The sequence below is a fragment of the Isoptericola halotolerans genome (assembly GCF_013149785.1).
GTDB classification, from domain to species: domain Bacteria; phylum Actinomycetota; class Actinomycetes; order Actinomycetales; family Cellulomonadaceae; genus Isoptericola; species Isoptericola halotolerans.
On the sequence record NZ_JABEZU010000001.1, the window covers coordinates 988705 to 1013741 of the forward strand.

17 protein-coding genes are annotated in these 25037 nt (G+C 71.5%); 13 read left to right on the forward strand and 4 right to left on the reverse strand.

From position 1 onward, the window contains the following. Positions 1-53 precede the first annotated feature (53 nt). The 10 genes from HDG69_RS04720 to HDG69_RS04765 all read left to right on the forward strand — a co-directional run bounded on the left by HDG69_RS04720 (position 54) and on the right by HDG69_RS04765 (position 14630). Positions 54-1667: a xylulokinase gene (locus HDG69_RS04720; protein ID WP_171782570.1), complete on the forward strand. Its 1614-nt coding sequence runs from the start codon at positions 54-56 to the stop codon at positions 1665-1667. Positions 1668-1690: 23 nt separating this feature from the next. After that, complete coding sequence (locus HDG69_RS04725; protein ID WP_171782571.1) at positions 1691-2407, forward strand: L-ribulose-5-phosphate 4-epimerase; 717 nt, start codon at positions 1691-1693, stop codon at positions 2405-2407. A gap of 53 nt (positions 2408-2460) precedes the next feature. Beyond that, positions 2461-3972 (forward strand): L-arabinose isomerase, encoded by a 1512-nt coding sequence (gene araA, locus HDG69_RS04730; protein ID WP_171782572.1) that lies wholly within the window; start codon positions 2461-2463, stop codon positions 3970-3972. Between the two features lie 187 nt (positions 3973-4159). Continuing rightward, on the forward strand, positions 4160-5179 hold the full coding sequence (locus HDG69_RS04735) for a LacI family DNA-binding transcriptional regulator (RefSeq protein ID WP_171782573.1): 1020 nt from the start codon (positions 4160-4162) through the stop codon (positions 5177-5179). Further along, the gene (locus HDG69_RS04740) at positions 5179-6747 is read left to right on the forward strand and encodes a sugar ABC transporter ATP-binding protein (RefSeq protein ID WP_171782574.1); all 1569 of its coding nucleotides are present in this window, start codon (positions 5179-5181) and stop codon (positions 6745-6747) included. Before HDG69_RS04735 ends, HDG69_RS04740 begins: the two co-directional genes overlap by 1 nt. A 172-nt stretch (positions 6748-6919) precedes the next feature. After that, positions 6920-7939, forward strand: coding sequence for a substrate-binding domain-containing protein (locus tag HDG69_RS04745; RefSeq protein ID WP_171782575.1), 1020 nt, complete (start codon positions 6920-6922; stop codon positions 7937-7939). Between the two features lie 101 nt (positions 7940-8040). Then, on the forward strand, positions 8041-9579 hold the full coding sequence (locus HDG69_RS04750; protein WP_171782576.1) for a sugar ABC transporter ATP-binding protein: 1539 nt from the start codon (positions 8041-8043) through the stop codon (positions 9577-9579). Then, a complete protein-coding gene (locus HDG69_RS04755; RefSeq protein WP_171782577.1) occupies positions 9579-10652 on the forward strand; it encodes an ABC transporter permease in 1074 nt (357 codons plus the stop codon). The genes HDG69_RS04750 and HDG69_RS04755 overlap by 1 nt, the downstream gene beginning before the upstream one ends. Beyond that, complete coding sequence (yjfF, locus tag HDG69_RS04760; protein ID WP_171782578.1) at positions 10652-11701, forward strand: galactofuranose ABC transporter, permease protein YjfF; 1050 nt, start codon at positions 10652-10654, stop codon at positions 11699-11701. Before HDG69_RS04755 ends, yjfF begins: the two co-directional genes overlap by 1 nt. A gap of 517 nt (positions 11702-12218) precedes the next feature. Continuing rightward, positions 12219-14630, forward strand: coding sequence for a family 43 glycosylhydrolase (locus HDG69_RS04765; protein WP_171782579.1), 2412 nt, complete (start codon positions 12219-12221; stop codon positions 14628-14630). Between the two features lie 82 nt (positions 14631-14712). On the opposite strand, the gene HDG69_RS04770 is transcribed toward HDG69_RS04765, so the two are convergent. Next, complete coding sequence (locus HDG69_RS04770) at positions 14713-16116, reverse strand: carboxylesterase family protein (RefSeq protein WP_171782580.1); 1404 nt, start codon at positions 16114-16116, stop codon at positions 14713-14715. 169 nt (positions 16117-16285) lie between these two features. Between HDG69_RS04770 and HDG69_RS19525 the strand changes: the two genes are divergently transcribed. Continuing rightward, positions 16286-17713 carry a helix-turn-helix domain-containing protein gene (locus tag HDG69_RS19525; protein ID WP_171782581.1) on the forward strand — a complete coding sequence of 476 codons (1428 nt, stop codon included), beginning with the start codon at positions 16286-16288 and terminating at the stop codon, positions 17711-17713. Between the two features lie 87 nt (positions 17714-17800). On the opposite strand, the gene arfA is transcribed toward HDG69_RS19525, so the two are convergent. Further along, positions 17801-19330 (reverse strand): arabinosylfuranosidase ArfA, encoded by a 1530-nt coding sequence (arfA, locus tag HDG69_RS04780; RefSeq protein WP_171782582.1) that lies wholly within the window; start codon positions 19328-19330, stop codon positions 17801-17803. 153 nt (positions 19331-19483) lie between these two features. Here arfA and HDG69_RS04785 point away from each other — a divergent pair, with 153 nt between their 5' ends. Continuing rightward, positions 19484-20566, forward strand: coding sequence for a LacI family DNA-binding transcriptional regulator (locus HDG69_RS04785; protein WP_171783177.1), 1083 nt, complete (start codon positions 19484-19486; stop codon positions 20564-20566). Positions 20567-20798: 232 nt separating this feature from the next. Further along, on the forward strand, positions 20799-22907 hold the full coding sequence (locus tag HDG69_RS04790) for a carbohydrate-binding module family 20 domain-containing protein (RefSeq protein WP_171782583.1): 2109 nt from the start codon (positions 20799-20801) through the stop codon (positions 22905-22907). A gap of 58 nt (positions 22908-22965) precedes the next feature. Here HDG69_RS04790 and HDG69_RS04795 read toward each other — a convergent pair whose 3' ends face one another. Next, a complete protein-coding gene (locus HDG69_RS04795; protein WP_171782584.1) occupies positions 22966-23640 on the reverse strand; it encodes a DUF624 domain-containing protein in 675 nt (224 codons plus the stop codon). Further along, positions 23637-25037: an arabinan endo-1,5-alpha-L-arabinosidase gene (locus HDG69_RS04800; RefSeq protein ID WP_171782585.1), complete on the reverse strand. Its 1401-nt coding sequence runs from the start codon at positions 25035-25037 to the stop codon at positions 23637-23639. The genes HDG69_RS04795 and HDG69_RS04800 overlap by 4 nt, the downstream gene beginning before the upstream one ends.

Below are 25037 nucleotides of genomic sequence, written 5' to 3' on the forward strand. Positions count from 1 at the left end.
GTATGTGAGCGCTAACATGCATTGACCCGTTTTCCTCGAGGAGTGGACCCCTGATGACGCAGCATGACCGGTCGGCCGAGGTGCGCGACGCCATCACCTCCGGGCGGGCGACGCTCGGTATCGAGCTCGGCTCCACCAACATCAAGGCCTGCCTCGTCGGGCCGGACCACGCCCCGGTCGCGGCCGGTTCGGCCTCCTGGGAGAACGAGCTGGTCGATGGTGTGTGGACCTACTCGCTCGACGCCGTGCACGGCGGTCTGCAGGGCGCCTACGCGGCGTTGGTGGCCGACGTCGAGCAGCGGTACGGCGTGCGCCCCACGACGTACGCCGGGCTCGGGGTGTCCGCCATGATGCACGGCTACCTGCCGTTCGACGCCGACGGCGAGCTCCTCGTGCCGTTCCGCACCTGGCGCAACACGAGCACCGGCCCCGCCGCTGCCGAGCTGTCGGAGCTGTTCGGGTACAACATCCCGTTGCGCTGGTCGATCGCGCACCTTTACCAGGCGATCCTCGACGACGAGCCGCACGTGCCGCAGATCGCCTCCTTCACGACCCTCGCCGGCTACGTCCACCGTGCCCTGACGGGACAGCACGTGCTCGGGGTCGGCGACGCCTCCGGCATGTTCCCGGTCGACCCCGCCACGCGCGACTACGACGAGCGCATGCTCGGGCAGTTCCACCACCTCGTCGCCGCGAAGCGCCCCGGGCTCCAGGTGGAGGGCCTGCTGCCCCGGGTCCTGCCCGCCGGCGCCGACGCCGGCCACCTGACCGCCGAAGGGGCAGCGCTCCTGGACCCCACCGGAACCCTCGAGCCCGGCGTGCTGCTCTGTCCGCCCGAGGGGGACGCCGGGACGGGCATGGTCGCCACGAACGCGGTGGCGCCCCGCACCGGGAACATCAGCGCCGGGACGTCGATCTTCGCGATGGTCGTCCTGGAGAAGCCCCTGACCAGCAGGCACCACGAGCTGGACCTCGTGACCACCCCGGCGGGCGACCTCGTGGCGATGGTGCACTGCAACAACGGAGCCAGCGAGCTCGACGCCTGGGCGGGCGTCTTCGGCGAGTTCGCCACCGCCCTCGGGCACGACGCCGCGGCCGACGACGTCTTCGGAGCCCTGTTCCGTGCCGCGCTGGACGGCGCCCCCGACGGCGGCGGGCTGCTCGCCTACAACTACCTCGCCGGCGAGCCGATCACCGGCCTCGACGAGGGCCGACCGCTGATCGTGCGGACGCCGGACAGCCGGTTGACGCTCGCGAACTTCATGCGGACCCAGATCTACGGTGCGTTCGGGACCCTCGCGCTGGGCATGCGCGTGCTGCACGGCGAGGGTGTCGCCATCGACACGATGTTCGCCCACGGCGGGGTGTTCCGCACCGCCGGCGTCGCCCAGCGACTGCTGGCCGCCGCCGTCGGCGCACCCGTCGCCGTCGGGCAGACCGCCGGCGAGGGCGGGGCCTGGGGCATCGCCGTGCTCGCCGCCTACGCGCGCGCCTGCACCGACGGCGCGGCCGACGGTCTCGACGCCTACCTCGCCGAGCGCGTCTTCGCCGACGCCGCCCTCGACGTCGCCGAGCCGGACGCGGACGACGTCGCGGGCTTCGCCACCTACCTGGAGCGCTACGCCGCGGGACTCGCCGTCGAGCGTGCCGCGACGCAGGCCCTCTGAGAACGTCCCGAACGGAGCCGCACATGACGAACACACCGATCACCGAGGTCCCGGCGCACCTGCGTGCCGCCGTCGACGCCGCGAAGCAGAAGGTCGCGGACCTGCACGCCGAGCTGCCCCGCTGGGAGCTCGTCGTATGGACCGCCGGCAACGTCTCCGAGCGGGTGCGCGACGACCGGTCGCCCGACGGGACGGGCGACCTGCTGGTCATCAAGCCCTCCGGCCTCTCCTACGACGACATCACCGCCGAGGCCATGGTGGTGTGCGACCTGGAGGGCAACCTGGTGGAGGGCGACCGTGCGCCGTCGTCGGACACCGCCGCGCACGCCTACGTGTACGCGCACATGCCCGAGGTGGGCGGCGTCGTCCACACGCACTCCACCTACGCCACGGCCTGGGCGGCGCGCGGCGAGGAGATCCCCTGCGTGCTGACGATGATGGCCGACGAGTTCGGCGGCCCGGTGCCGGTGGGCCCGTTCGCGATCATCGGCGACGACTCCATCGGCCGCGGCATCGTCGAGACGCTCCGCGGCTCGCGCTCGAAGGCCGTGCTGATGCAGAACCACGGCCCGTTCACCATCGGGGGCGACGCCAAGGCCGCGGTCAAGGCCGCCGTGCTGTGCGAGGAGGTCGCCCGGGCGGTGCACGTCTCGTGCCAGCTCGGTGAGCCGCTGCCGATCGCGCAGGAGCACGTCGACGCGCTCTACGACCGCTACCAGAACGTCTACGGCCAGCGCTGAGCCGGCCCCGCCGCCCGCCGTCGGGCACGGACACATCTCTCGAGAGGAAGAACATGAGCAAGCCCTACGGTGACCGCGAGGTCTGGTTCCTCACCGGAAGCCAGGACCTCTACGGCCCGGAGACGCTGGAGCAGGTCGCGAGCCAGTCGCAGGAGGTCGCCCGCGCGCTCGACGCCGCCGGCGACGTCCCCGCGAAGGTGGTCTGGAAGCCCGTCCTCAAGGACGCGGGCTCGATCCGCCGCGCGATGCTCGACGCCAACAGCGACGACAACGTTCTCGGTGTCATCACGTGGATGCACACCTTCAGCCCGGCGAAGATGTGGATCGCGGGCCTGGACGCGCTGCGCAAGCCGCTGCTGCACCTGCACACGCAGGCCAACGTCGAGCTGCCGTGGGCGGACATCGACATGGACTTCATGAACCTCAACCAGGCCGCGCACGGCGACCGCGAGTACGGCTACATGCTGTCCCGGCTCGGCGTCGCGCGGACCACCGTGGTGGGGCACGTGTCGAACCCGGCCGTGCAGCGCCGGGTGGGCACGTGGATCCGCGGCGCCGCCGGCTGGGCCGCCACCCACGAGCTCACGCTGGTGCGGTTCGGTGACAACATGCGCAACGTCGCGGTCACCGAGGGCGACAAGACCGAGGCCGAGCTGAAGTTCGGTGTGTCGGTGCGCACCTGGGGCGTCAACGACCTCGTCGCGGCCGTCGACGCGGTCGCCGAGACCGACGTCGACGCGCTGGTCGCCGAGTACGCCGAGCACTACGACGTCGCCCCGGAGCTGCGGGACGGCGGGGAGCGGCACGACTCGCTGCGGTACGCCGCCCGCCAGGAGATCGCCATGGAGGCGTTCCTGACCGAGCGCGGCGCCAAGGCGTTCACCACGAACTTCGAGGACCTCGGCGCGCTGCGTCAGCTCCCGGGTCTCGCGGTGCAGCGGCTCATGGCCAAGGGCTACGGCTTCGGCGCCGAGGGCGACTGGAAGACCGCCGTGCTGGTCCGTGCCGCGAAGGTGATGGGCGAGGGGCTGCCCGGTGGCGCCTCCCTCATGGAGGACTACACCTACGACCTGACCCCGGGCAACGAGCTCATCCTCGGTGCGCACATGCTCGAGATCTGCCCTTCGTTGACCACGTCGACGCCGCGGATCGAGATCCACCCGCTGGGGATCGGCGGCAAGGAGGACCCGGTGCGGATGGTCTTCGACGCCGACACCACCTCCGGCGCCGTCGTCGTCTCGCTGGCCGACATGCGCGACCGGTTCCGCCTCACCGCGAACGTGGTCGACGTGGTGCCCCCGTCGGCGGAGCTGCCGAACCTGCCGGTGGCCCGGGCCGTGTGGAAGCCTCGCCCGGACTTCGAGACGTCGGCCGAGGCCTGGCTGACGGCGGGCGGTGCGCACCACACGGTGATGTCGACCGCGGCCGGCGTCGAGGCCTTCGAGGTCTTCGCCCAGATCGCCGGGACCGAGCTGCTCGTCATCGACGAGTCCACGACCCGGCGTGGCTTCGCCGACCAGGTGCGGTGGAACCAGGTGTACTACCGCGTCGCTCAGGGGCTCTGACCCCCCTCCCGCCGAACCCGCCCCCGCTGTGGGTGCACGACACGCCGTCGGACCATCGGGTCCGACGGCGTGTCGTGCACCCACAGCGGGGGCGTTCAGCGGGGGCCGTTCGCCGTCGGCGGTAGTCTGTGGACGCCGCACCGCCGCACAGCCGCGCGGTCGCCGGCAGAACCCGAGGGAGGCCCGCATGGCGAGTCCCGGTGCCGACAAGCCGAACATCCGGCAGGTCGCACAGCTCGCCGGCGTGTCGCACATGACGGTGTCCCGGGTGCTCAACGACCACCCGAACATCCGCGACACCACCCGTCGTCGCGTGCAGGAGGCCATCTCCGAGCTCGGGTACCGGCCGAGCATGACGGCCCGGGCCCTCGCCACCCAACGCAGCCGACGCATCGGCGTCCTCGTGGAGAGCGCGGTGACCTACGGGCCGACCAGCACCCTGTACGCCGTCGAGTCCGCCGCCCGGGCGTCGGGCTACGAGGTCAGCTCGATCCTCCTGCGGGCCGGTGAGGAGATCACCCCGCAGGAGGCCGTCGACCACCTGCTCGCCCTCGGCATCGACGCGCTGTGCGTCGTCGCGCCCCGGTCGTCGTCGATCGCCGCACTGCGCCGGATCGCCGTCGGCGTGCCCGTGCTCGTCGTCAAGCCCGAGAAGGACCCCACCTTCCTCACGGTGACCGTCGACCAGCAGGCGGGAACGGCCCTCGCCGTCGACCACCTGGTCTCGCTCGGGCACCGCGACATCCTGCACCTGGCCGGCCCGCTCGACTGGCTCGACGCCCGGACGCGGGAGAGGGCGTTCCACGCCCGGGCGAAGTCCTGGGGGATCCGCGAGCGGCCCATCGTCGTGGGCGACTGGACGGCCGACTTCGCGTACGACTTCGCGCGCGGCATCCGGGAGCTCCCCGCCTACACGGCGGTGTTCGTCGCGAACGACGACATGGCGATCGGGCTCGTCCACGGGCTGCACGAACGCGGGTTCTCCGTGCCGGACGACCTGAGCGTCGTCGGGTTCGACGACATCCCCCTCGCGCGGCACGTGATCCCGCCGCTGACCACGGTGCGGCAGAACTTCGAGGCGCTCGGGGTCTCCGTCGTCGACGTCCTGAGAGCGGCGATCGAGGACCGCGAGATCCCGGCAGCCACCCGCATCCCTGCCGAGATCGTCGCGCGCGCGTCGAGCGCACCGCCCAGGAAGGTCGACTGATGGCCGCGCGGGACGTGCCGGTGGAGGTGACCGCACCCGTCGTCGAGATGCGCGGGATCACCGTGGAGTACTCGGGCGTGCGGGTCCTCGACGGGGCGGACCTCACGCTGCGCCCCGGGGAGGTGCACGCCCTCATGGGGGAGAACGGCGCCGGGAAGTCCACCCTCATCGGGGCGCTGACGGGCACGGTGCCCATCCTCGCGGGCACGGTCCTGGTCGACGGGCTGCCCCGCACGCCCACCAGCGTCGCCCGGAGCCGGGCCGAGGGCATCGCGACCGTCTTCCAGGAGTCCCACCTGAGCCCGCACCTCTCGGTGGCCGAGAACATCATGATCGGTCACGAGGTGCGGGGGCGGTTCGGCATCAGCTGGGCGCGGAGCAGGAAGCAGGCCGAGGCCGCACTCGCCACCGTCGGCATCGAGGACGTCGACCCGAGAGCACCGCTGGCGGCGTTGTCGCCGGCGACCAAGCAGCTGGTGGCCGTCGCCCGCGCCATCGTGCTGGAGCCGCGCGTCCTGGTGCTCGACGAACCCACGTCGAGCCTCGACGAGTCCGAGGCCACCCGGCTGCTCCGGGTCGTGCGCCGTCTGCGGGACCAGGGTGTCGCCGTCCTGTTCGTCTCGCACTTCCTCGAGCAGGTGTTCGCGGTGAGCGACCGGATGACGGTTCTGCGGGGCGGTCGCGTCGTGGCCGAGTACCGGACGGCCGAGGTGGATCGTGCCGAGCTGATCTCCAAGATGATCGGCGAGGACATCGACGCGCTGCAGGCGCTGCACTCCCAGCGGCTCTCGCACCACTACGCGGAGTCGAGCCGGGTGGCTCTGCGGGCGACGTCCCTCGGACGCCGGGGGATGCTCGGGCCCACGGACCTCGACCTGGCCCGGGGCGAGGTGGTGGGGTTCGCCGGCCTGCGGGGTTCGGGCCGCACGGAGCTCGCCCGGCTGATGAGCGGCGTGCAGCGCGCGGACCGCGGCGAGCTGTGGCTGGACGGCGAGCGGGTGCAGCTGCGCGGTCCGGCGGCCGCGCTGCGGCACCGGATCGCCGTGTCGAGCGAGAACCTCCGCCATGAGGGCATCGTGGCGGGTCTCACGGTGCGGGAGAACATCGTCCTGGCGCTGCAGGCGCTGCGCGGCTGGGCGCGGCCGTTGTCCCGGGCGGAGCAGGACGCCGTGGTCGACACGTACCTCGATGCCCTGCACCTGGCGCACGAGGACCTGGACCGCCCGGCCGGCGAGCTGTCGGGAGGGACCCAGCAGAAGGTCATGCTGGCGCGGTTGCTGGCCACGCGGCCGCATGTGCTGATCCTCGACGAGCCGACGCGCGGGATCGACATCGGCGCCAAGCTCGACATCCAGCGCCGGGTCGCGAAGCTCGCCGGCGAAGGGGTCGCCGTCGTCTTCATCTCCTCCGAGCTCGAGGAGGTGGTCCGCCTGAGCGACCGCATCGTGGTCCTCAAGGACCGCGAGAAGATCGGTGAGCTGAGCAACGGGCCGGGGGTCACGGTCGACACGATCGTCGAGATGATCGCGGCGGAGCTGGACGGTCCCGACCCGGGCGACGACGGCTGACCGACGCCCGCGCCGGGTGTTACGCGATCGTGACGTACCAATGTCCGCGGAGACCTTTTGTGACCGGTCACATCTCCGCTATGTTAGCGGTCACAACACAAGCCATGCCGGAGGTCGAAGCTGACCTCGGACCGGACTCACCGGTCGACCGGCGTCTCGAAGAGGAGTGGACATGGCACGGAAGATGTGGATGCGCGGCACGGTGGCCGCCGTCTCGGCAGTCGCGATGCTGACCCTGGCGGCCTGCAGCAGCGAGCAGGCACCGTCCGGCTCGGGCGAGGAGACCGCGGCCGGCGGGGACGAGATGTCCGAGGGTGACGACCTCATCACGATCGGCTTCTCCCAGGTGGGCGCGGAGTCCGGCTGGCGCGCCGCCAACACCCAGTCCATCCAGGACACCCTGACAGAGGAGAACGGCTTCTCGCTCAGCTTCTCCGACGCCCAGCAGAAGCAGGAGAACCAGATCCAGGCGATCCGCTCCTACATCTCCCAGGGCGTCGACGTGATCGCGTTCTCGCCGGTCGTCGAGACCGGCTGGGACCCGGTGCTGCAGGAGGCGCAGTCCGCCGGCATCCCGGTCATCCTCACCGACCGCGCCGTCGACTCCGAGGACGACAGCCTCTACGAGTCCTTCATCGGCTCGGACTTCGTGCTCGAGGGCGAGATGGCCGGCGAGTGGGCCGTCGAGCAGTACGACGGCGAGGGCTACACGATGGTCGAGCTGCAGGGCACCACCGGCTCCGCACCCGCCATCGACCGCAAGGAGGGCTTCGCCGCGGCGATCGAGGGCAGCGACATCGAGGTCGTCGACTCCCAGACGGGCAACTTCACCCGCACCGAGGGCAAGCAGGTGATGGAGGGCTTCCTGCAGAAGTACGACGACATCGACCTCGTCTTCGCCCACAACGACGACATGGGCCTGGGTGCCATCGAGGCCATCGAGGCCGCCGGGATGGTGCCCGGCGAGGACATCAAGATCATCACGATCGACGCGGTCAAGGACGGCATGCAGGCACTCGCCGACGGCAAGATCAACTACATCGTCGAGTGCAACCCGCTGCTCGGTCCGGACCTCGCCGAGATCGCCCAGAAGGTCATCGCCGGCGAGCCGGTGGAGAAGCGCATCGTGGTCGAGGACCTCGCCTTCGACCAGGAGGCGGCCATCGAGGCCCTGCCCGACCGCCAGTACTGATCGGTCGCCCGGCGGGCAGGACGCGGTCCGCCCGCCGGGCATCCCCCTGAACCCGCGGCGAGGTGCGACCGCACCTCGCCGCGTTCCACGGAAGGTCAACGATGACGAGCTCCGAGACGGTGGAGCGGCCTGTCGTCGAGATGACCGGGATCTCCATCGAGTTCCCCGGCGTCAAGGCGCTCGACCAGGTCGACCTCCGCCTGCTCCCCGGCGAGGTGCACGCCCTGATGGGCGAGAACGGCGCCGGCAAGTCCACCCTGATCAAGGCGCTCACCGGCGTCTACGACATCGACGCCGGGCAGATCCGCGTCGACGGTGCGCACCACCGGTTCTCCGGTCCCGGCGAGGCCCAGTCCGCCGGCATCGCGACGGTGTACCAGGAGGTCAACCTCTGCGAGAACCTCACCGTCGCCGAGAACATCATGCTGGGCAACGAGCCACGGCGGTTCGGTGCGATCGACTGGCGTGCCACCCGCAGGGAGGCCGCCCGCCACCTGGCCACCATGGGCCTCGACATCGACCCGTCGTCGTCGCTCGGTGCGCACTCGATCGCGGTGCAGCAGCTGGTGGCGATCAGTCGCGCGATGGTCGTCGAGGCGAAGGTCCTCATCCTCGACGAGCCCACGTCCAGCCTCGACGCCGACGAGGTGGCCCAGCTCTTCGCCGTCGTGCGCAGGCTGCGCGACGAGGGCGTGGCGATCCTGTTCGTCTCGCACTTCATCGAGCAGGTGTACGAGATCTCCGACCGGATGACGGTGCTGCGCAACGGCCGGCGCATCGGGGAGTACCTCACGGCCGAGACGGACCGGGTCGAGCTGGTCTCCACGATGATCGGCCGCTCGATGGAGGTGCTCGAGGACCTGCACGTCACGACCGACCGGGCCGTGCAGATCGAGCGCGGCAACGCCCCGTTCCTGCAGGCCGTGGGTCTCGGGCGCAAGGGGAGCGTCCAGCCGTTCGACCTGGACGTCTACGCGGGGGAGGTCGTGGGCCTGGCCGGGCTGCTCGGCTCGGGACGGACCGAGGTCGCTCGCCTGCTGGCGGGTGCGGACCGCTCCGACGAGGGGTCCACGCAGATCAAGGGGCTCCCGGCCCGGCTGGGCACCCCCCGGGCCGCGATCGCCCGGGGAATCGCCTTCTCCTCGGAGGACCGCAAGGCCGAGGGCGTCGTGGGTGACCTCACCGTCCGCGAGAACATCGTCCTGGGCCTCCAGGCCGGTCGCGGCTGGATGCGTCGCCTGCCGAGCCGCCAGGTCGACGAGATCGTCACGAAGTACATCCGGGCGCTGAACATCCGCCCGGCCAACCCGCAGGCCCTGCTGCGCAACCTCTCCGGCGGGAACCAGCAGAAGGTGCTGCTCGCCCGATGGCTGGCGACGGCGCCGCAGCTGCTCATACTGGACGAGCCGACGCGCGGCATCGACGTCGGTGCCAAGGCGGAGATCCAGAAGCTCGTCGCCGAGCTCGCCGGCCAGGGCATGGGCGTCGTGTTCATCTCGGCGGAGCTGGAGGAGGTCCTGCGGCTCAGCCACCGGATCGCCGTGATGCGCGACCGGGAGAAGGTGGCCGAGGTGGTCAACACCGAGGATGTCGGGGTCGACGACGTCGTCGACCTCATCGCGAGTGGAGGGAAGCACTGATGCCGACGACGACACCGGCACGACCACGTGCCGCCGAGGGCGGCCTGCGCAGGATCGCCCACCACACCCTGTTCTGGCCGGTCGTGGCGCTCATCGCGCTCCTGGCGGCCAACACGGTCTACCGGCCCAGCTTCCTGTCCGTCACGGTGCTCAACGGGCACCTGTTCGGCGCCCCGATCGACATCCTGCGCAACTCCGCACCCCTGATGCTGGTCGCGCTCGGCATGACCCTGGTGATCGCGACCCGGGGCATCGACCTGTCGGTGGGGGCCGTCGTCGCCATCTCGGGGGCCCTGTCGCTCAGCTTCATCGCCACCTCGCCCAACCCCGGATCGCTCTCGACGGTGCTCCTGGCCATCGCCATCGCCCTGGGAGTCTCCCTGGTGCTCGGCGTGTGGAACGGGTTCCTCGTCTCGGTGGTCGGCATCCAGCCGATCATCGCGACGCTGATCCTCATGACGGCGGGACGGGGCATCGCGATGCTCATCACCGAGGGGCAGATCACCACCGTCACGAGCCCGCCGTTCAAGACGCTCGGTGCCGGGTTCTGGCTCGGGCTGCCGGTCGCGACGCTCGTCGCCGGCGGGGTCTTCCTCCTGGTGGCGTTCCTGACGCGCCGCACCGCGCTGGGCATGCTGGTGGAGTCCGTGGGCATCAACCCCTCGGCCAGCCGTCTCGCCGGGGTGAAGGCTCGCACGATCGTGTGGACGGTCTTCGCGCTCTCCGGCCTGTTCTCGGGTCTGGCAGGGCTGATCCTGGCGTCCAACGTCATGGCGGCCGACGCCAACAACGCCGGCCTGTTCATCGAGCTCGACGCCATCCTGGCCGTCGTCATCGGCGGGACGTCGTTGCAGGGCGGCAAGTTCTCCCTCTCCGGCACGTTCGTCGGGGTGCTCATCATCACCACCCTCACCCTCACCGTCACGATCGTGGGGATCTCCCCGCTGGTGACGCCGTTGTTCAAGGCCCTGGTCGTCATCGCGGTGACGCTCCTGCAGTCACCGCGGATCAGGGAGTCGTTCGCCGCCCGAGCCCGACAGCGGGCCGCTCGTCCCGAGGAGGTGTCCGCCTGATGGCTGCCGTCGCCCCTGAACGGTCCTCGACCGGTCCGGCCCCGTCACCCCGCGAGCGGAAGGGGGGCCCGTCGGTGCGAGCGATCGCGCGTCGGCTGCACGTCGACCGGCGCTACATGCCCGTCATCGGGACGTTCGTGGTGCTCGCCCTGATCCTCGCGATCGGTGGGGTCCGCTACGACAACTTCCTGTCCGTGCAGGTCCTGGCGAACCTCTTCATCAACAACTCGTTCCTCATCGTGCTCGCGGTCGGCATGACCTTCGTCATCCTCACCGGGGGTATCGACCTGTCGGTCGGTGCGGTCCTCGCGCTGTCCGCGGTGAGCGCCGCCTACCTGCTGGACGTCGGGGTGCCGGCCGCGGTGGTCCTGCCGGCCGTGGTCCTGATCGGGTCGATCATCGGATTCCTCATCGGCGTGATGGTCCACGTCTTCGACGTCCAACCGTTCATCGCGACGCTCGCCGGGATGTTCTTCGCCCGGGGGCTGTGCTTCGTCATCGCTCCCGAGTCGATCCCCATCACCGACGAGACCTTCGTCGCGATCGCCGGCTGGGACACGTGGGTCGGCGGGCAGTGGCGGATGACCACCAGCGTGGTGGTCTCGCTGGTCGTGGTCGCCGTCGCCTTCTACCTGCTGCACTACACGCAGTTCGGTCGCACGGTGTACGCCATCGGCGGGGGCGAGCAGTCGGCCCAGCTCATGGGGCTGCCGGTCGCCCGCACCAAGGTGCTCGTCTACGTGGTCTCGGGCACCTGCGCCGGGCTCGGCGGGCTGCTCTTCGCGATGTACTCCCGGTCCGGCTACTCGCTGACCGGTGTGGCGATGGAGCTGGACGCGATCGCGGCCGTCGTCATCGGCGGGACGCTGCTGACCGGCGGGACGGGGTTCGTGCTGGGTTCCGTCCTCGGCGTGCTGGTGCTCGGTCTCATCCAGACGATCATCACGTTCGAGGGAACGCTGAGCTCGTGGTGGACCAAGATCGTCATCGGCGTGCTGCTGCTGGTCTTCGTGGTTCTGCAGCGCGTCCTCACCCTGCGGCGGACGTAGCGCCGTCCGGCCCGTCGTCCGCGACGGGCCGGACCGGCCCACCCCCCCAACCCGGACCGGAGGTGTCTCGCCCCCTTGATGTGAGCGCTCACATCCTTAGATGTGCGAGGCGGCGACGATGCCGCCTCCGCACGCACGGCGCCGACCGGGCAGCACCGAGACGCGCTCAGCGAGGAGCAGTCGCGATGTACCGAGCACGACGACGAGCAGCCCCGGTGGCGGTGGCCTCGGCCCTGGCATCGCCCGCCAGTCCTGGTCGACGGGGCATGGAGCGGAGGAGCGAACGGGTTCACGGACGTCTCGGGCAGGCCGACACGGCAGCGCCGCCTGAGGTCACGGCCTGGGACGCCGCGGTCGTGGACGCGGAACCAGGAGCCCGGTGCCCCGCCCCTCGCCGAGCAGGAAGTTGGGCCCGTATTCCCTGTGGATAGCGGGCTCAACCTCCTGGTCGGCAGCCGTCGCCGACCGATATCGATTTCCGCAGACCTATCAGGAACACCAACACCAGGAGGAAGAGATGGACCAGACCCCACGGAGACGACGAGGTCTCCGACTCACCGCGGCGGGTGCGGCAGCGACCATGCTGCTCTCCGCCCTGATCGCCACGTCGCCGTCGTTCGCCGCGGACGAGGAACTCGTCGTCAACGGCGGTTTCGAGGACGGCACCACCGGGTGGTTCGCCAACGACGGCAACCCGACCGACGCCGCCGAGCTGACGATCACGTCCGACGCGTACGCCGGCAGCTCCGCCGTGCACACCAGCGACCGGGCCACGACCGGCTCCGGGCCCATGCAGGACCTGAGCGGCAAGGTGCAGGCGGGGGAGACCTACACCCTGAGCGCCCGGATCCGGTACGACGACGAGGCAGCCCCCGCCACCAAGCAGTTCTTCGCCACCATGCACTACGGCGGGACGAGCTACACGAACCTGGTGGACACGGTGGCCACCAAGGGCCAGTGGGCTGCGCTCGAGGGCACGTTCACCGTCCCCGGGACGCAGGACGTCTCGACCGCCCGGCTCTTCTTCGAGACGCCGTGGACCAGCGATCCCGGGTCCGACCCGGCGACCCACCTGATGGACTTCGTCCTCGACGAGGTCTCGGTCGTCGGCGCGCAGCCGCCGCCCCCACCGTCGCGCACGATCGAGGTGCTCGGCAAGGTGCCCGGTGAGAACAACCCGCTGATCTCCCACAAGTTCGGCGCGGACGCCTTCGGGTTCGTGGACGACGGCCGCGTGTACCTGTACCTGACGAACGACACCCAGGGCTATGCCCCGGACCCGGTGACGGGAGTGTCGCCCCAGATCAACTACGGCGACATCGACGAGATCACCGTGATCTCCTCCGAGGACCTCGTGAACTGGACCGACCACGGCGAGGTCACCGTCGCCGGACCGGACGGCGTGGCACCGTTCACCAACAACTCGTGGGCACCGGGCATGGCCAAGAAGACCGTCGACGGCGAGGAGAAGTACTTCCTCTACTACGCCAACGGGGGCGGCTCCAGCAACGTCATCACCGGGGAGTCACCGCTCGGGCCCTGGACCAGCGAGCGGAGCAGCACGTTGGTCAACGGCGCGACGCCCGGTGTCTCCGGGGTGGCGTGGCCGTTCGACCCCGCGCCGTTCGTGGACACCGACGGCACGCCGTACCTGTACTTCGGTGGCGGTCCGCCGCCGGCGGCCATGCCGGACGCGGAGAAGTTCAACAACCCGAAGAACCTGCGGGTGATCGAGCTCGGTGACGACATGGTCTCGACCGTCGGTGCGGCCGAGGTGGTCGACGCCCCGGTGGCGTTCGAGGCGGCGCACGTCTTCGAGCGGGACGGCCTGTACTACCTGACGTACTCGTCGCACTTCGGTGGCCCCGACTTCGGTGGGTCCCAGACGCCGCTGCCCGGCTACCCCGGTGGCGGCCAGATCGGGTACATGGTCTCGGACCACCCGGCACAGTTCCCGAAGGAGACCTACGAGGGAGTGCTGTTCCCGAACCAGTCGCAGTTCTTCGGCGCGGGCACCGGGGGGAACAACCACCAGTCCGTGTTCGAGCTCGACGGGAAGCACTACTTCACCTATCACGCGCCGACGCTGAACAAGCGCATCAACGGCAGCACCACCCAGGGCTACCGCAGCCCGCACATCCAGGAGCTGGCCTTCAACGCCGACGGGACGATCCAGCAGGTCGTCGGTGACTACGACGGTGTCGACCAGGTGAAGGACCTCGACCCGTACCGCGTCCTCGAGGCCGAGACCTTCGCCTGGCAGCAAGGTCTGGCCACGGGTGCGGTCGACGGTGGGTCGGCCGCGTTCGGTGCCGACGCACCGAACCTCGTCGTCCGGGACGTCGACGACGGTGACTGGCAGGCGCTGTCGTCGGTGGACTTCGGCGGCGACGGCGCGGCGGAGATCGTCGCCCGTGTCCGTCCGCTCGTGGAGGGTGCGGAGATCGAGGTGCGGCTCGACAGCCGTACGGGGCCCGTCGCCGGGACGTTGGCGCTCGACGGTCCGGTCGGTGAGTGGGCCGAGATCAGCGCTCCGCTCGACGGCGCCGTCGGGGTCCACGACGTGTATCTCACCTATCGGGGACCGGCCGGCGACGACCTGCTCGAGGCCGACTGGTGGGAGTTCACCGAGGCGGGTGCTCCGGCACCGGACGTCGCGGTCGACGTGGACGTCACGGCGCAGTGCGCCGGGGTGAACGCCCGGCTCGTCGTCGACGTCGCCAACCGTGAGGACGTGCCGGTGTCGGTGGACGTGTCGACGCAGTTCGGCTCCAAGAAGCACCCGCGCCTGAAGGCGGGTGGCACGATGTCGCGTCCGTTCGCCGCGCACAGCCGCACGCTCGACGCGGGCAGCGTGACCGTGACGGTCGACACGGGTGACCGGGTCGGCACGATCGAGGCCGACCACGGTCCGCTGCGCTGCGGCTGATCGTCCGGTCGACCCTCGCCGAGCAGGAAGTTGGGCCCGCTATTCGTCCGGAATGCGGGCCCAACCTCCTGTTCGGCAGCTGTCAGGAGCGGGCGACGACGCGCAGGCCACCGCTCCAGCCGGTCCCGGTGCGGACCCGGTCGGTGGAGAGTCGTCCGGTGGTGGCGAACTCGGCCCACGCCGCTCGCAGCTCTCGGCCGGCCTCCACGAGGTGAGCCGCGCCGTCAGGCCCGACGACGGGAGCCTCGGCCCACCGCTCGGTGTGCGGGAAGAGCAGGCCGAGCTCGACGGCGTGCGTCGCCCCGAGGGGGTTGCCGACGGGTCGGGCCGTGATCTCGGCGGAGACGACGGCGGCCCCGGCGTCGGCCATGTCCGTCGCGAAGGTCTTCGCGCCCCGACGGAACAGTGCATCGGTCACCCGGCGGGACACGAGCCGGAACAGCGCCGGACCGACCAGCGGCTTGGCCCGCAGGGCACGGCCCTTCGGGTCGAGCTGGACGAACGCGCTGCCGTCCTGGGCCATCCACGTGACCAACAGCTCCGTCCCGGGGGCCCGACGCCGCCAGGTGGCACGGAGCTCGTCCTCCGGGGGCAGCGGCGCCCGCCCGTACTCGGGGGCGAAGGGCATGCCGGAGCGGTCGTTCATGCCGGCGACGGCGGCAGCGGCGCGGCGTTGGGCGTCGAGGACGTCCTCGACGGCGCCCGTCGGGTCCAGGTCGCCGACCGTGCCGGCCATCCGCTCGTGGATCTCGGTCCGGCCACCACGGATCCCGAACGGTGCCGACTGGAGGATCGCCCGCTGCACGAGCCCTTCGGTGCCGTCCGCGCCGAGCACGTGGGCGATCAGATCGGCTCCCGCGGACTGGCCGAGCACCGTCACCCGCTCGGGGTCGCCGCCGAACGCCGCGACGTGCCGGTGGACCCAGCGCAGCGCCTCGACGATGTCGAGCAGCCCGAGGTTCGCCGTCCGTCCGCCGGGCCGGCCTCCGCCGTCCGGTGCCTCGGGGGAACCGAAGAACCCGAGCGCACCGAGACGGTAGGTGACGTTCACGACGACCATGCCGTGCTCCCGGCAGAGCGCGGTGGGGTCGTAGCCCGGCAGGTCGCCCGCGCCGGAGACGTAGGCGCCGCCGTGCACCCAGACGAGCACGGGCGCCGGGCCGGTGAGGTCGGCGGGACGGGTGATGCTCAGGCGCAGGCAGTCCTCGGTGAACGTGGCGCCGGTCAGCTGCGGCCCGTAGACCTCGTCGGCGGCGCTGGGAGGTTGGGGGCAGGCGAACAGCGTGCGCTGGAGCGCGGCGGACTCGCCCGGGTCGGGGTCCACGGCCTCGGGAGGAGCGAAGCGGTCCGCCCGGGCGTACCGGATGTTGCGGACCCGGACGGCGCCGTCGCGACGCAGGGCGGCGAAGGATCCCAGCGGGGTGTCGAGACCGACGGCCTCGCCGACCGGTCCGGCACCGGGCTGGGTGGTGGAGCTCTGGCTCATGGGACGTCCTCCTCGACGGCGTCCGACCACGATAGCGAACCGACCGGCCGGTATGCCAGAGGTGACGTCGTCGCTGGTCACGATCGGCTCCCGATGTCTCCCGGAGCGTTGACTTCCCGAGCGCGGACCTGTTGATATATGGAGCCATCACCATATTTCGGAGGAATACGTGACTCAGCAGGAAGCTCCCTCGAGACCTCGCTACCGCGGTCGGCACCTGCCGATGGTGGCCGTGGTCATCGCGGCCTTCATCGCCACCGCCCTGGCCTACAGCGGAATGGTCCTGTTCGGCCTCGAGGTCGCGAACATGGAACCGCTCGAGGCCTACGCGCTCGCGGGCTTCCTCGAGGTGAGCCTGATCGCGGTCGCCCTCATGGCACGCAACGCCGCGCTCGAGGGCCGCCCGTACGGCGTGCTGCTGACACTCACCTGGATCCTGTCCGGGACCTCCGGTGTGTTCGCGGCCCTCCACGAGATCGCCGTCCCGACGGCCAGCACCCCGTACATGGTGGTCTTCCGGTTCGTGCCGCCGCTCGTGGCGGCGATGATGTGGCACCTGGCCCTGGTCGGCGAGCGCCACCTCGTCACCGGGCACACGCTCGACGAGCGCCGCCGCGAGCACCGGGTGCACCAGTACGTCACGGCACTGGAGATGTGGCGCGACGCGCGGCTGGACAGCTCGGGCAGCCGACGCAGCACGAAGAAGATCCGTGCCGCGCACGAGCGGCAGCGCGCGGCCCGTGACCGCGCCCTGAAGCTGCTGACCGTGGAGGACTTCGAGCGCCGGATGCAGGTGTGGGTCGAGCGCCTGGAGGCCGCAGAGCGCCACGGCAGCCGGCTGGACACGATCGGTGCAAGCTCGGCCAAGCGCGGCACGGCCCGCGGGACGTTCGCCGTCGAGGACCTGGTGACGGTCGGTGACGACCGCCGCCAGGAGCTTGCCGCCGCCGAGCCCGTCGCCTTCACCCCACCGGTCGCTGCTGGGCCCGCCCCCGCCCCCGCCCCCGCCCCCGCCGAGGCGGCCCCTGAGACGGACGCGACCGAGCCGGTCGCTGCGGACGGTGCGGAGCCGTTCGCCGAGGAGTTCGGTGCGGCGCTCGGCGGAGAGCCTGCGGGCACCGACGGCACCGGCCGCGCCGACGACGCGGCCGAGGATCCGGCCGGCGAGGTGCTCAGCGAGGCGCCGCAGCCGACCGAGCCGCTCCCGGAGACGGGGCACACCCGACGGGTCGAGGCCTTCGGGCTGAACCGCCTCGGTGACCAGGCGGCCACCGGGGCGACGCCGCGGGTGCCGACCTGGTCGAACCTGCACGGGACCTCGGAGATCCCGGTGGTCACCGCGAGCGCCCGGGCCGAGGAGGTGGACGCGTCGGGCGAGCGGCCGGGGGAGACCCTGGCCGACGGCGTGGTCGACGAGCCCACCGCCGGTCGCGACCAGCGCATCCTCGAGCTGGCACGCCAGGGGATGAACCAGCGCGAGATCGCCGACGAGGTCCAGGCCTCCCGGTCGACGGTGAGCCGGGTGCTTCGGCGCTACGAGGACCAGAAGCCCGACGCGGACCAGTCGGACGACCAGCTGGCACTCGCGCCCGCCTGACGCTCCCCGGCGCGAGGCCGGCCCTCCCGTCCGGAGATCCACGCACCAGGCGTCGATCTCTGGACGGGAGGGTCGATCCGTGGTTGCTCAGGCGCGGGCGAGCGTCCCCGCGAACGCCGTCCACGACTCCGGGGCCAGCCGGACGGTCGTCGTGCCCTCGGTCGCCTCGAGCACGGTGCTCGTCAGCTCGACCGTCGACCAGCAGGCGTCGGCGACCTTGGCGGCGTGCTCGGGACCGTGCGCCGCGGCCTCGTGGTCCGCGACCATCCGGTGGCCCTCGGTCAGCGACAACGACGCCCCGACGTGGGCCAGGTCGACCTCGACGACCTGGTCGGACCGGTTCGTGAGGAACAGCCCGAGCGAGCCGTCGTCGTCGACGGTCGCCGCCGCCGTGACCGTGGGGGCTGCGCCGTGGCGCTTGCTCTCGTAGGACGGGGCGTCCACGCGGACGTCCAGCGCGGTGCCGCGGGCGAGCCGCGCCGTCGTCGCGAACGGGTGGAACGTCGGCTGACGCCAGGCCTCGCCGCCCGGCTCGGTCATGATCGGAGCGATGACGTTGACGAGCTGGGCCAGGGCGGCGACCGGCACGCGGTCGGCGTGGTTGAGGAGCGTCACCATCAGGTCACCGACGACGACGGCGTCGAGCGCCGAGTAGACGTCCTCGATGATCCGCGGTGCGTCGCGCTGGATCGGGAGGTTCGACTCGCCGGGGAAGCGTGTCTCGAGGTACCAGACGTTCCACTCGTCGAACGAGATGGTGATCTTCTTGTCCGACCGGCGCTCGGCGCCGACGGCGTCCGCGGAGGCCACGACGCGGTCGATGAACCGGTCCATCGCGGTGCCGGAGGCGAGGAACGAGGCGCGGTCGCCGTCGTGCTCCTCGTAGTAGGCGTGCATGGAGATGTGGTCGACCAGGTCGTACGTGTACGACAGGACGGTGCGCTCCCACGCTCCGAAGGTGTCCATCTGCATGGAGCTCGACCCGCACACGACGAGCTCGATCGACGGGTCGACCAGCTTCATGGCCTTGCCGGCCTCGGCGGCCAGCTTGCCGTACTCGTGCGCGTCCTTGTGGCCGATCTGCCACGGGCCGTCCATCTCGTTGCCCAGGCACCAGAGCTTCACGCCGTAGGGCTTCTCGCGGCCGTTGGCGATGCGCAGGTCTGCCCAGCGCGTGCCGGCCTCGCCGTTGCAGTACTCGACGAGCGCCGCGGCGGCGTCGACCCCGCGCGTGCCGAGGTTGACGGCCATCATCGGCTCGATGCCCTCGCGCTCGGCCCACTGCAGGAACTCGTCGGTGCCGACGAGGTTCGGCTCGACGGTGCGCCAGGCCAGGTCGAGGAACGGCTTGCGGTCCTCGACAGGGCCGACGGCGTCCTCCCAGACGTAGTTGGAGACGAAGTTCCCGCCGGGGTAGCGGACCATCGGCACGCCGAGCTCGTGGATGAGGCCGGCGACGTCGCGGCGGAACCCGTGCTCGTCGGCCTGCTCGTGGCCGGGTTCGTAGATCCCGGTGTAGACGGCGCGGCCGAGGTGCTCGACGAAGGAGCCGAACAGGCGGCGGTCCACGGCGCCGCGGCGGAAGTCGGGGTGCAGGGTGATGCGGGCGTCAGCCATGTTTCTCGGTGTTCCTCTACGAACGGGACGGGTGTGCCGCCAATGGTTACAACGATGTAGAGTGAATCACGACACGGGTGTCCGGCACCAGTCCGGTGGCCCGTGGCCTACGCTGTGTGCGACGACGAGGAGGTGTGCCGCGTGGCAGTGACCATGCATGACGTGGCTGTTCAGGCCGGCGTGTCCATCAAGACGGTCTCGAACGTCGTCAACGGCTACCCCCACATCCGGCCCGAGACCCGCCGTCGGGTCCAGGAGGCGATCGACGACCTGGGGTACCGGCTCAACACCACCGCGCGGAACCTGCGGACGCGCCGGACCGACATGATCACCCTCGCCGTGCCGGAGCTGTCGCTGCCCTACTTCGCGGAGCTGGCCGACCGTGTCATCCGGGTCGCGGAGGAGCAGGGTCTGACAGTCCTCATCGAGCAGACCGGTGGCTCCCGCGACCGCGAGGTCGAGGTCCTCACCGGCAAGCGCCGTCAGCTCACCGACGGCCTGATCTTCTCGCCCCTGGAGCTGTCCCAGGCCGATCTCGACCTGTTCGACGTCGACTTCCCCCTGGTCGTCCTCGGTGAGCGCGTCTTCGACGCCCCGGCGCACCACGTCACGATGAACAACGTCGCGGCCGCGCGGGCGGCGACCGTGCACCTCGCGTCGCTCGGGCGGCGCCGGATCGCGGTGATCGGTGCTCACGAGGGCGAGGAGCTCGGCTCGGCGGCGTTGCGGACCGAGGGCTACAAGCAGGGCCTGGCCGAGGCGGGGCTCCCCTTCGACCCGGCGCTGGTGGGGGAGGCCGGTCTCTGGCACCGGTCCACCGGCTCGGAGACCATGGGGCGCATGCTCGACGACGGCGTGGACGTCGACGCGGTCTTCGCGCTCAACGACGCGATGGCGCTCGGTGCCCTGCACGCCCTGCACGCCCGCAGCCTCGACGTACCGGGCGACGTCGCGCTCATCGGGTTCGACGACATCGACGACGTGCGCTACTCCGTCCCGACGATCAGCTCGGTCGACCCCGGCAGCGCGCAGATCGCGAAGGTCGCGGTGGACCTGCTCGTGGAGCGCCTCACCGCACCGGCCGACCACGGCTACCGCCGTGTGGTGCCGGCGTCGCGCGTCGTCGGCCGCGAGTCCACGGGTGACGTGGCCGAAGGGGCGCCGGAGCGCGTGGTGGCGGAGCTCGACGGTGGCGTCGAGCAGATCTCCTCCGCCGCGCTCGGACGGACCGCCTGACCGGACGCACCGCCTGACCGGACCTGTCGGCTTCCGCGGGGCACGGCTGCCCGGCCGTCGTCTGGTCGCCTGATCTCACGCTGCCGCGGTGTCCCGTGCCCTCGTCTGCAACTTGCTGTACGTTTACATACGGCTTGCAGGCGTGTTTCCCTCGCCGCGCGAGCCGTCGACCCCGACGACGACGCCGGGGCACCCGGGTCCGACGGAGGGCCCCCGACGAAGGAGCGCAGCGATGAAGCTCGCACGACGAACGCCCGCACGACGGCGATCACCGCGCCGCCGGACCCTGGCCGGGCTGACGGCCCTGTTCCTCGCCACCGGCGGCCTGCTCGGCACGGCAGGCCCGGCGACGGGCGAGACCTCGGTGCCCAGCCCGGTGGTGGACTCCCCGAACGGTCGGGGGAACGTCGTCCTCAACCTCTTCCAGTGGACCTGGGACGCCGTGGCCGACGAGTGCACCAGCACCATCGGCCCGGCGGGCTTCGGCCACGTGCAGGTCTCGCCGCCGCAGGAGCACATCCGGGGCACCGAGTGGTGGACCTCCTACCAGCCGGTCAGCTACCGGATCGAGTCCAAGCTCGGCACCCGCGCCGAGTTCCAGCACATGGTGGACACCTGCGCCGACGCCGGCGTGGGGATCGTCGTGGACGCGGTCATCAATCACACCACCGGGGCGAACGTGGGGTCGGGCACGGGCGTGGCAGGCAGCCCCTACGGCCTCGACCACTTCCCGGGCCTGTACGGCGCGGCGGACTTCAACGACTGCCGGACGAACATCTCCGACTACCGCGACCGGTACCAGGTGCAGAACTGCCGCCTGCTGTCCCTGCAGGACCTGCGCACCGGCTCCGAGCACGTCCGGGACACCCTGGCCGCCTACTTCGACGACCTCCTCGGCATGGGCGTGTCGGGCTTCCGGATCGACGCCTCCAAGCACATGCCGGCCGCCGACCTGGAAGCGATCAAGGCCAGGTTGTCGGACCCGGACGTCTTCTGGGTGCACGAGGTCATCGGTGCCGCCGGCGAGCCGATCCAGCCCTCGGAGTACCTCGGCAGCGGCGACTCGCACGAGTTCGACTACGCCCGTGAGCTCCGCGACCGCTTCGACGGGAGCATCAAGGACCTGCGCACCATCGGTGACGGCAAGCTGCCCTCCGGCAGCGCGGGCGTCTTCGTCGACAACCACGACACCGAGCGCAACGGCGAGACGATGAACTACCGGTGGGGTGCGAAGTACACGCTGGCCAACACGTTCATGCTCTCGTGGCCCTACGGCTCGCCGACCGTCTACTCCGGCTACGAGTGGGACGACAAGGACGCGGGGCCGCCGGGAGCCACCAGCACCACCGTGCCCGCCGCCGACTGCTCCGCAGGCTGGACGTGCACGCAGCGCTGGACGGAGATCGTCGGGATGGTCGGCTTCCACAACGCCGTCGAGGGCACCCCGGTCACCAGCTGGTGGGACGACGGCGCCCACCACATCGCCTACGGACGGGGCGACGTGGGCTACGTGACGATCAACAACGCGGGATCGGCCGTGACGCGCACCTACCAGACGTCGCTGCCGGCCGGGACGTACTGCGACGTCGTCGCCTCGACGGACTGCTCGCAGACGTACGACGTCTCGGCCGCGGGCACCTTCACCGCGACCGTGCCGTCCTACGGCGCGCTGGCGCTGCTGCCCGGCGAGCCCGCCGACCCCACCGACCCCACCGACCCTGAGGAGCCCGTCGAGCCCGGCGACGACGTGACGACCGTCTACTACTCGACCGACGCGGGGTGGGACGCGCACAAGATCCACTACCGGGTCGGCACCGGGGCGTGGACCGAGGTGCCCGGTGTGGACATGGACGCGGCCTGCACGGGCTGGGTAGCGCGCCAGGTCGACCTCGGCGGGGCCTCGGACCTCACCGCGGCGTTCAACGACGGTGCCGGCACCTGGGACAGCAACGGTGGCCAGGACTACGCGTTGTCCGGCCCGCACGTGGCGGTCGCCGCTGGTGCCGTGGTTCCGGGCAACCCGTGTGCGGACTCCGGCTCGGGGGACGTGCAGGGCGGCACCTCGGTCGCGGTCGAGGCCACGACCGCCTGGGGCCAGGACGTCTACCTGGTGGGCAGCATCCCGGCGCTGGGGTCGTGGGCGCCCTCGGGCGGCATCCTGCTGTCGGCGGAGACCTACCCGGTCTGGCGGGCCTCGCTCGAGCTGCCCGCGGGGACCTCGTTCTCCTACAAGTACGTCAAGATCGACGGCGCCGGGGGAGTCGTCTGGGAGAGCGGCGACGACCGTCGCGCCACGGTCGGCGACGACGGGACGCTGACGCTGGACGACAGCTGGCGGTAGACCAGGGTGCGGGCGGGGGCGGTGCGTGAGGCCGGCAGGCGGCCTCACGCACCGCGCCTCAGCCCGGCAGGTCGTCGTCGAGGCGGTCCAGCCGGTCGTTCACGAGCCGACCGGTGGCCCACAGCGCGAACGAGACCCCGACCAGGACCGCTGCGAGGGGCATGAAGGTCCAGGCGATCCACACCACGAGCAGCACGACGAGCACGGCGAGGCTGGTCGCAGGACCGAGCAGCGGTGCCAGCAGGACGAACCGCCACGTCGGCCGGACCGGTCGGTCGTAGCGCAGCAGCACCCTCGGCCAGTAGGCCAGCATCACGGACGACCAGGCCAGGATCACCACGAGACCACCGAGCAGCACCGACCGTGCGGGGCCCTCCAGCAGGGTGACCGCCACCCCGTCGAACCACAGGAGCGTCGCCAGGACCCAGAACGGCGCGAACCGCGCGTTGGTGCGCCAGAAGCCCGCGCGCCAGGTCCGCCAGAACGTGCGCCACGGGGTCGGCTCGTCGGTCATCCGCTCCACGGCGGCGCTGCCCGCGCGCAGCGCCGGCCCGACGCCGAGCACGACCCCGCCGGCAAGCGTCCCCAGCACGACCATGACGTTGATCTCGATCAGCAGCGTCACCCAGCGCAGCACGAACATGACGCCGCCGGTCCATCCGGGCACCTCGGCGTCTGCGACCCGTTCGTTCACGGTCGCACGGGTCCCGCTGCGTCGTGGGTCGTGCGTCACGAGCCTCCTTCGCCGAGCCGGGTGGCGAGTACCACCCGGGAGCTCTCGCCGAGCGCGGTCAGGACCAGGGCGGGCCGGTCGCGCACGGCGTCCCACCCAGGATGCACGACGGCGGAGAACCGTGCGTCGTCGTCCCCCCGCCAGACGAAGCGCCCGGCCCCGAGGGAAGCCACGTCGTGGCGCGCGTCGAGCTCGCGCACCACGCCCTCCTGGACCCGCGTCGGGTCGGCGCCGGGCTCGAGCACCTCCCAGGTCCCTTCGAGCACCGCGGGATCCGTGGGCCACGTGGACGCGTCGTCGCACTCCCGGGAGGCACCCGCCCAGGGCTGCGGGCTGACCAACGGCCACCCGTCGTGCGTCCAGACCAGGCGTCGCAGCTGCAGCCGGTGCTCGGTGGGCGCGTCGGCGTCGCGCACGTGGTGCACGAAGGTCTGCCGGGTGCCGCCGTCGGGCAGCGTCTCGGTGAGCACGGAGCCGTGGCCGGGGGCGAGGATCCCCGGCCCGTCCCCGAGGCGGTGTCCGCTGAGCACCGGGACGCCCACCGTCCAGGGAGCGGCCTCGAGGTCGGTCATGAGGTTCCCGAGCCGGTCGCGGAACGGACCCGTCACGGCGTCGCCGACGGCGGCGCGCACGTGATAGCTGGCGGCGAGCGAGTCGTAGGACACCAGCAGCGCCCAGCCGCCGTCCGGTCGTGGCAGGACGAAGGCACCCTCGACGGCGCCGTTGTCGACATGGGGTGCGCGCCGTGCCACGAGGACGCCAGGGTGCTCGGTGAGCCCGCCGGGCTCCGCGGAGCGCGCGGCGGACTCTGCCACGTGCCCGGACACCGGGTCGAGCGGCAGCACGTGGATCCCGCCGAAGAACGAGCCGTAGACCAACCACTGCCTCGAGCCGTCGTCGACGACGTTGGCGTCGATCGCGTTGGGGTGCCCGACGCCGGCCGGCGGGTCGTGGTGCTCGGAGGACACGACGAGCCCGCCGTCCCGCCACGGACCGGCAGGGTGCGGTGCGACGGCGAGGCCGATCGCCGAGCGGCGGGAGCCGAACGACGAGGCGGAGTAGTACATGCGCCAGCCGTCGCCGCCCGGGGCGCGGACGACGTCGGGGGCCCAGAGGCCCTGGGCGCCGGCCCAGTCGGCGGCCGCGGCCGGGACGCCGTCGAGGGCCCAGCCGTGGAACGTCCAGTCGACGAGGTCGTGCGAGCGTCGCACCTGCACACCGGCACGGACCGGCCCGTCGGAGCGGGCGTCGGTCGAGAAGCACCAGTAGGTGCCGTCGTCGTCGCGGACGACGGTGGGGTCGTGGACGTGCCGTCCTGCCCAGGAGGCGGTCTCGGGCACGGGTGCGACCGGCCCCCCGTCGGTCAGCCCGACGGGGGGCGTACGGAGCTCGGCCAT

Excerpts from the sequence above, each read along its gene's own strand:
- HDG69_RS04720 (WP_171782570.1), top strand. The coding sequence starts at position 54 with ATGACGCAGCATGACCGGTCGGCCGAGGTGCGCGACGCCATCACCTCC.
- HDG69_RS04725 (WP_171782571.1), top strand. The coding sequence starts at position 1,691 with ATGACGAACACACCGATCACCGAGGTCCCGGCGCACCTGCGTGCCGCC.
- araA (WP_171782572.1), top strand. The coding sequence starts at position 2,461 with ATGAGCAAGCCCTACGGTGACCGCGAGGTCTGGTTCCTCACCGGAAGC.
- HDG69_RS04735 (WP_171782573.1), top strand. The coding sequence starts at position 4,160 with ATGGCGAGTCCCGGTGCCGACAAGCCGAACATCCGGCAGGTCGCACAG.
- HDG69_RS04740 (WP_171782574.1), top strand. The coding sequence starts at position 5,179 with ATGGCCGCGCGGGACGTGCCGGTGGAGGTGACCGCACCCGTCGTCGAG.
- HDG69_RS04745 (WP_171782575.1), top strand. The coding sequence starts at position 6,920 with ATGGCACGGAAGATGTGGATGCGCGGCACGGTGGCCGCCGTCTCGGCA.
- HDG69_RS04750 (WP_171782576.1), top strand. The coding sequence starts at position 8,041 with ATGACGAGCTCCGAGACGGTGGAGCGGCCTGTCGTCGAGATGACCGGG.
- HDG69_RS04755 (WP_171782577.1), top strand. The coding sequence starts at position 9,579 with ATGCCGACGACGACACCGGCACGACCACGTGCCGCCGAGGGCGGCCTG.
- yjfF (WP_171782578.1), top strand. The coding sequence starts at position 10,652 with ATGGCTGCCGTCGCCCCTGAACGGTCCTCGACCGGTCCGGCCCCGTCA.
- HDG69_RS04765 (WP_171782579.1), top strand. The coding sequence starts at position 12,219 with ATGGACCAGACCCCACGGAGACGACGAGGTCTCCGACTCACCGCGGCG.
- HDG69_RS04770 (WP_171782580.1), bottom strand. The coding sequence starts at position 16,116 with ATGAGCCAGAGCTCCACCACCCAGCCCGGTGCCGGACCGGTCGGCGAG.
- arfA (WP_171782582.1), bottom strand. The coding sequence starts at position 19,330 with ATGGCTGACGCCCGCATCACCCTGCACCCCGACTTCCGCCGCGGCGCC.
- HDG69_RS04785 (WP_171783177.1), top strand. The coding sequence starts at position 19,484 with ATGCATGACGTGGCTGTTCAGGCCGGCGTGTCCATCAAGACGGTCTCG.
- HDG69_RS04790 (WP_171782583.1), top strand. The coding sequence starts at position 20,799 with ATGAAGCTCGCACGACGAACGCCCGCACGACGGCGATCACCGCGCCGC.
- HDG69_RS04800 (WP_171782585.1), bottom strand. The coding sequence starts at position 25,037 with ATGGCCGAGCTCCGTACGCCCCCCGTCGGGCTGACCGACGGGGGGCCG.